8 protein-coding genes are annotated in these 5,972 nt (G+C 70.6%); 5 read left to right on the top strand and 3 right to left on the bottom strand.

Features of this window, described 5'->3' with window-relative positions:
* Nucleotides 1-49 precede the first annotated feature (49 nt).
* Nucleotides 50-655 (bottom strand): tetratricopeptide repeat protein, encoded by a 606-nt coding sequence (locus ACWEVN_RS45840; RefSeq protein WP_452055457.1) that lies wholly within the window; start codon nt 653-655, stop codon nt 50-52.
* 17 nt (nt 656-672) lie between these two features.
* On the opposite strand from ACWEVN_RS45840, the gene ACWEVN_RS45835 reads away from it, so the two are divergent.
* Nucleotides 673-1,173: a hypothetical protein gene (locus ACWEVN_RS45835; RefSeq protein ID WP_452055456.1), complete on the top strand. Its 501-nt coding sequence runs from the start codon at nt 673-675 to the stop codon at nt 1,171-1,173.
* A 49-nt stretch (nt 1,174-1,222) separates the two neighbouring features.
* On the opposite strand, the gene ACWEVN_RS45830 is transcribed toward ACWEVN_RS45835, so the two are convergent.
* Complete coding sequence (locus ACWEVN_RS45830) at nt 1,223-1,699, bottom strand: DUF4383 domain-containing protein (RefSeq protein ID WP_449682384.1); 477 nt, start codon at nt 1,697-1,699, stop codon at nt 1,223-1,225.
* 191 nt (nt 1,700-1,890) lie between these two features.
* Here ACWEVN_RS45830 and ctaD point away from each other — a divergent pair, with 191 nt between their 5' ends.
* Together ctaD and ACWEVN_RS45820 are read left to right on the top strand one after the other, a co-directional pair.
* Nucleotides 1,891-3,663 (top strand): aa3-type cytochrome oxidase subunit I, encoded by a 1,773-nt coding sequence (gene ctaD, locus ACWEVN_RS45825; RefSeq protein WP_449682383.1) that lies wholly within the window; start codon nt 1,891-1,893, stop codon nt 3,661-3,663.
* The gene (locus ACWEVN_RS45820; RefSeq protein ID WP_449682382.1) at nt 3,641-3,880 is read left to right on the top strand and encodes a hypothetical protein; all 240 of its coding nucleotides are present in this window, start codon (nt 3,641-3,643) and stop codon (nt 3,878-3,880) included. The genes ctaD and ACWEVN_RS45820 overlap by 23 nt, the downstream gene beginning before the upstream one ends.
* A gap of 7 nt (nt 3,881-3,887) precedes the next feature.
* Here the strand turns inward: ACWEVN_RS45820 and ACWEVN_RS45815 are convergent, their stop codons facing one another.
* Complete coding sequence (locus ACWEVN_RS45815) at nt 3,888-4,730, bottom strand: SDR family oxidoreductase (protein WP_452055455.1); 843 nt, start codon at nt 4,728-4,730, stop codon at nt 3,888-3,890.
* A gap of 166 nt (nt 4,731-4,896) precedes the next feature.
* Here ACWEVN_RS45815 and ACWEVN_RS45810 point away from each other — a divergent pair, with 166 nt between their 5' ends.
* Nucleotides 4,897-5,334, top strand: a complete 438-nt coding sequence (locus ACWEVN_RS45810; protein ID WP_449682380.1) for an Hsp20/alpha crystallin family protein — start codon at nt 4,897-4,899, stop codon at nt 5,332-5,334.
* Nucleotides 5,334-5,624, top strand: coding sequence for a hypothetical protein (locus tag ACWEVN_RS45805; protein ID WP_452055454.1), 291 nt, complete (start codon nt 5,334-5,336; stop codon nt 5,622-5,624). Before ACWEVN_RS45810 ends, ACWEVN_RS45805 begins: the two co-directional genes overlap by 1 nt.
* Nucleotides 5,625-5,972: the final 348 nt, after the last annotated feature.

The raw sequence follows: 5,972 nt of genomic DNA, 5'->3' as shown, positions 1-5,972 counted from the left end.
GCGGGTTCTAACCCGCCTTACCACTCACGACGGCCGGAGAGGGCGAGGCTCACTCCGCGAACGCCGGCCGATCCCGGTACTCGGCCTCGCCCAGCACCGCCGGGTTGAGGGTGACCCGGTACGCCGCCGCCTCGGCCCACCAGCGCTCTGCCTCCGCGCGGTCTCCGCGGGCCGCCGCCGTGTTTCCCAAGCCTGTCAACGCCCTGGCCCGCTCGTACTCGTTCCCCGCGTCGTCGGCCACCTCGGCCGCCAGGTGGTAGCTGCGCGCGGCCTCCTCCCAGCGGCCCGCGCGGAAGTGCACCCAGGCCTCGCAGTTGACCGACATCGCCCGGTCCACCGGCAGCTGAGCGAGCTCCGACGCCTCCGAAGCCGCCGCCAGGGCCTCGGGGAACCGGTCCAGGGCCACCGAAGCGAGGGCGATTCCGCGCAGTGCGATCACCACGTTGCGGGTGCGGCCCGTGCGGCGGTACACCTCCAGCACCGTCGTCAACTCGGGCAAGGCTGCTTCCGCTTCGCCGCGGTACAGGCGGGCCCACGCCAAGCTGGACAGCGCGTCGATCGTCCCCCGGTCGTCCCTGGCCAGGGCGAACTCCGCCTGGGCCTGCTGGTGGAAGCGGACCGCCTCGTCGGGGCGGCCGGCCTCGATGTGGGCCATGCCGAGGTTGCCGCGATTTGTACGAGTTCACCTCGGCGGTGGTGGACCTGCGCCACCAGCACCCGGTGTTCCGCCGCCGCCGCTTCTTCGCCGGCCGCCCCATCCGCCGCGGCGACGAACTGCGCGACATCGCCTGGTTCACCCCGGCCGGCGAGGAGATGACCGACCAGGACTGGGAGTCCGGCTTCGGCCGCACCATCACGGTGTTCCTCAACGGAACGGCGATCCCGGACCTCGACGCGCGCGGCGAGCGCGTGGTGGACGACTCGTTCCTGCTCTGCTTCAACGCCCACGACGACGACATGACGATGACCGTCCCCGACGGCGGGTACGGCGAGGAGTGGGCGATCGTCCTGGATTCGGCCACCGGCGAGGTGTTCCACCGATCGGTCGGCGGCATCCTGGTCGGCGGCGTGGCGGGCGACCAGCTGGCCACCCCGCGGACCGTGCCGGGCGGCGGAACGCTGGTCGTCGGCGGCCGGTCGCTGACCGTGCTGATGCGCACCAAGGAAGACTGACCCACCGCAGCCGGGTCGCCCTGCGGCGGCCCGGCTGCGCGGTCGTCGGTCAGCCGAGGCCGGGACCCCGGGCCGCGTGCGGCCCCGCACCGGTGCGGCCCGCGCGGGCCGTCAGCAGGCCGAGGGCGATCATGCCGACGCCCAGGCCCAGGTGCAGCCAGTTGTCGGCGGTGTTGACGGGCACGAAGTTCGCGTCGCTGCCGTGGTCGATGAGCAGCCCGTAGAGCCAGAGCACCAGGTAGACGACCCCGCCTGCGATGAGGTACGTCCGGGCGCCGCGCGCGGTGCGGGCCGACGCGAGGCCGACGACGCCGAACAGCAGGTGGACGATGTTGTGCAGCACCGAGACCATGAACACGCCGAGCAGCATGGCCATCGAGTCGTGGCCGGCGAAGCTCAGCTGGTCGTAGTCCGTCGTGATGCCCGGCACGAAGCCGAGCACGCCGACCAGCAGGAAGACGACCGCGACGACCGCGGCGGCGACCTGCACGGGTGTCCGGGTGCGGGCGGGTGTGGCGGTGGACATGGCAATTCCTTTCGGCAGGTGAAGCCCGAGGCTTACCCGGCCGGACCCGGACCAATCCCCGGCCCGGGTCTCGCTCCGGTTGCAAAGCCCGCCCATCCGGCTGATCCCCGGATTCGGGGGTGTAGCCGCGCCCGGCCCCGGGTACGCGCGCGGGAAGAGCTCGTTCCCCGGCGGCGACAGGTGAGAGTCCGATGACCGACACGGTGACACGCCCGGCTCCGATCCCCCACCGTCCGGTGTGGCGGGGTCCCCGCGGTGCCACGCTCCTGAAGACGATCCGCACCACCGACCACAAGACGATCGGCGTGCTGTACCTGACGACGTCGTTCGGCTTCTTCCTGATCGGCGGCCTGACCGCGTTGCTCATGCGGGGCGAGCTCGCCCGGCCCGGCCTGCAGTTCCTCTCGCCGGAGCAGTACAACCAGCTCTTCACCATGCACGGCACGATCATGCTGCTGCTCTACGCGACCCCGAACCTGTTCGGCTTCGCCAACTTCGTCCTGCCGCTGCAGATCGGCTCGCCGGACGTCGCGTTCCCGCGGCTCAACGCGTTCTCCTACTGGCTGTACCTGTTCGGTGGGCTGGTCGTCCTGTCGGGGTACCTCACCCCGGGTGGCCCGCCCGACTTCGGCTGGACCGCCTACACACCGCTGTCCAACGCCATCCACTCCCCCGGCGTCGGCGGCGACCTGTGGATCGCCGGCCTGATCGTCACCGGGCTCGGCACGATCCTCGGCGCGGTCAACATGATCACGACCGTGGTGTGCCTGCGGTGTCCCGGGATGCTCATGTGGCGGATGCCGATCTTCACCTGGAACATCCTGTTCACGTCGGTGCTGATCCTGCTGGCGTTCCCGATCCTCACCGCGGCGCTGTTCGCGCTGCTGGCCGACCGGCACCTCGGCGCGCACGTGTTCGACCCGGAGAACGGCGGCGCGATCCTGTGGCAGCACCTGTTCTGGTTCTTCGGCCACCCCGAGGTCTACGTGGTCGCGTTGCCCTACTTCGGGATCGTCACCGAGATCGTGCCGGTGTTCAGCCGGAAACCGCTGTTCGGCTACAAGCTCATGGTGTTCGCGACGATCGGGATCACCGGGCTGTCGGCGGTGGTGTGGGCGCACCACATGTTCGCCACCGGTGCCGTGCTGCTGCCCTTCTTCTCGATCATGACGTTCCTCATCGCGGTGCCGACCGGGATCAAGTTCTTCAACTGGATCGGCACGATGTGGCGGGGACAGCTGACCTTCGAGTCGCCGATGCTGTGGTCGGTCGGCTTCATGGTGACGTTCCTGCTCGGCGGCCTGACCGGGGTCATCCTCGCGTCCCCGCCGCTGGACTTCCACGTCCACGACAGCTACTTCGTCGTCGCCCACTTCCACTACGTGCTGTTCGGCACGATCGTGTTCGCCACCTTCGCCGGCATCTACTTCTGGTTCCCGAAGATCACCGGCCGGATGCTCGACGAACGACTGGCGAAGTGGCACTTCTGGACGACGTTCATCGGCTTCCACACGACGTTCCTCATCCAGCACTGGCTCGGCGACGCGGGCATGCCGCGCCGCTACGCGGACTACCTCTCGAGCGACAACTTCACCTGGATGCACATGGTGTCCACGATCGGCGCGTTCCTGCTGGGCCTGTCGGTGCTGCCGTTCATCTGGAACGTCTTCAAGAGCTACCGCTACGGCGCCCCCGTCGTCGTCGACGACCCGTGGGGCTTCGGCAATTCGCTCGAATGGGCCACGACGAGCCCGCCGCCCCGGCACAACTTCCTCGAGCTGCCCCGCATCCGCTCGGAGCGCCCCGCCTTCGAGCTGCACTACCCGCACATGGTCGAGCGGATGCGCGCCGAAGGCCACGTCACCCGCGGCCACCCCGGCGACAAGGCGTCGCCGGCCGAGGTCGCCGCGGGTGCCATCCAGCCCAGCGACCAGGGCGACAGTGACGACCCCCGCGGCCGCTGACCCGGGCCCGCCGCTGCAGGCGTGGGAGCGGCGGCGGCTGCGCGGGATCGAGCGGGGCCTGGAGGCGGGCGCCCGGCGGCGGCTCCGGTGGTGCCTGTGCTTGGACGCCGTCGCATTGTCGTTGCTGGCGGCGGGGATCTTCCTGGCGTTGCCGTGGCTGTTCCCGGCGTGCGTCGCCGGGAATCTCGCCGTCTGCGCGCACCTTCAGCGGCGCTGAGCGCCGGTCACAGGATCGGCGCGCCACCCGTCACCGCGACGCGGGCGCCGGAGACGTAGCTGCCGTCGTCGGAGGCCAGCAGCACGTACACCGGCGCCAGCTCGGCCGGCTGACCGGCACGGCCCAGCGGCACCTGCTCGCCGAAGGACTGCACCTGCTCCTCCGGCATGGTGGACGGGATGAGCGGCGTCCAGATCGGCCCCGGTGCGACGCTGTTGGCCCGGATCCCCTTCGGTCCCAGCAGCTGCGCGAGCGCCGCGCACATGTTGGCGATGCCCGCCTTCGTCACGTCGTAGGGCAGCAGTTGCGGCGTCGGGTTGTCGGAGTTCACCGACGAGCTGCCGATGATCGACGCCCCGGGCTTCATGTGCGGCACGGCCGCCTTGGCGAGGTGGAAGAACGCGCTCAGGTTGGTGGCGAGGGTGTGATCCCACTCCTCGTCCGGGATCTCCTCCAGCGTCTCGTGGGTCATCTGGAAGGCGGCGTTGTTGACCAGGACGTCGATCCGGCCGAACTCCTCGACGGCGCGGGCGACCAGGCCCCGGCAGTGCGCGGGATCGGCGACGTCCCCGGGCACGACGACGGCCTTCCGCCCGGCCTCTTCCACCCAGCGCCGCGTCTCTTCGGCGTCCTCGTGCTCGTCGAGGTAGGAGATCAGCACGTCGGCGCCTTCCCGGGCGTACGCGATCGCCACCGCGCGGCCGATCCCGCTGTCCGCGCCGGTGATGAGCGCCGCCTTGCCGGTCAGCTTGCCGGAGCCGCGGTAGCTGTGCTCGCCGTGGTCGGGCCGCGGCGTCATGGCGGCGGTGGTGCCGGGCGGGGTCTGCTGCTGGGCGGGCTGCTCGGGCACGGTGGCTCCTCCGGGACGGGAATGGATCTCCCGCCCCGTGTTCCCGGTGACGCCCGGCTCACACTGTCATCTTGAGGATGACTTCCCACTTGTCATCGTTTGGATGACATGCTAGAACAGTGGTGCGTGTTGACACCCACCGTCGAAGCCCAGAAGGAGGACACCGATGTTGATGCGCACCGACCCGTTCCGTGAGCTGGACCGCCTGACCCAGCAGGTCTTCGGCACCGCGGGAACCTGGTCGAAGCCCACCGCGATGCCGATGGACGCCTACCGCGCCGGCGACGAGTTCGTGGTCTGCTTCGACCTGCCGGGCGTCGCTCCGGACGCCATCGAGCTCGACATCGAGCGCAACGTGCTGACGGTCAAGGCCGAGCGCCGCCCCCTCCCCGGCGGCGACACCGTGGAGATGCAGGTTTCCGAGCGGCCGCTGGGCGTGTTCTCCCGCCAGCTGTTCCTCGGCGACAGCCTCGACACCGACCACATCGCCGCCGACTACGAGGCGGGCGTCCTGACCCTGCGCATCCCGGTAGCCGAAAAGGCCAAGCCCCGCCGCATCGAAATCGGCGGCGACCGATCCGGCCGCCGCGAGATCCAGGCCTGATGGAGGAAAGGTGTCACGCCGCGGCGGAGAGGATCTTCGCCGCGGCGGCGGACCTGGGCACCACCCGCCAGGAGGCGATCCTCGTGACCCGGGCGGTCCACGCGATCAAGAAGGGCCACCCGACCGAGGTCGCCCTGACGGACACCCCGCAACACCGCCGCCGCAGGCTGGCCCACGTGGTCGGCACGGAACTGTGGCAGCCGGGCATCAACCCGGACGAGCTCCTGGCGGCCGTAATCAGTGTGGGCCGCACGGCCCCGAGGCACCAACAACCGCCGGCGGCTGCTTGACGCCGAGCAGCAGGCGGCGGCCGGTTAGGTGGCCGAAACTGTCGGTGGTCGCCGGTAGAGTGGAAAACGGGGGGGCGCCCCGGCGGCCTTCCCGTCTCGGCAGGTCAGCAACCCTCACCCCGGCGGCCATCCCGCCTCGGCAAGCCACTAACCCTCACCCCGGCCGCCTTCCGCGGCCTGGCAGCGCTCCGGCGCAGCCGGAGTGCCCTTTCACCTACCTCACCGCCCCGAACCGGCACGCGGCCCCCAGACCGGCAACCCACCCAGACCTCCCCCGCCACCCCGATCCGAAGCCAGAACACGGCCGGTGGTGCCGGGTCAAGGCACGCTTTCCCGCCTTGACGCGGT

This window comes from Amycolatopsis sp. NPDC003861, assembly GCF_053605405.1.
The sequence above is the reverse complement of the archived record's forward strand: the minus strand, read 5'-3'. Positions and strand labels throughout refer to the sequence as shown.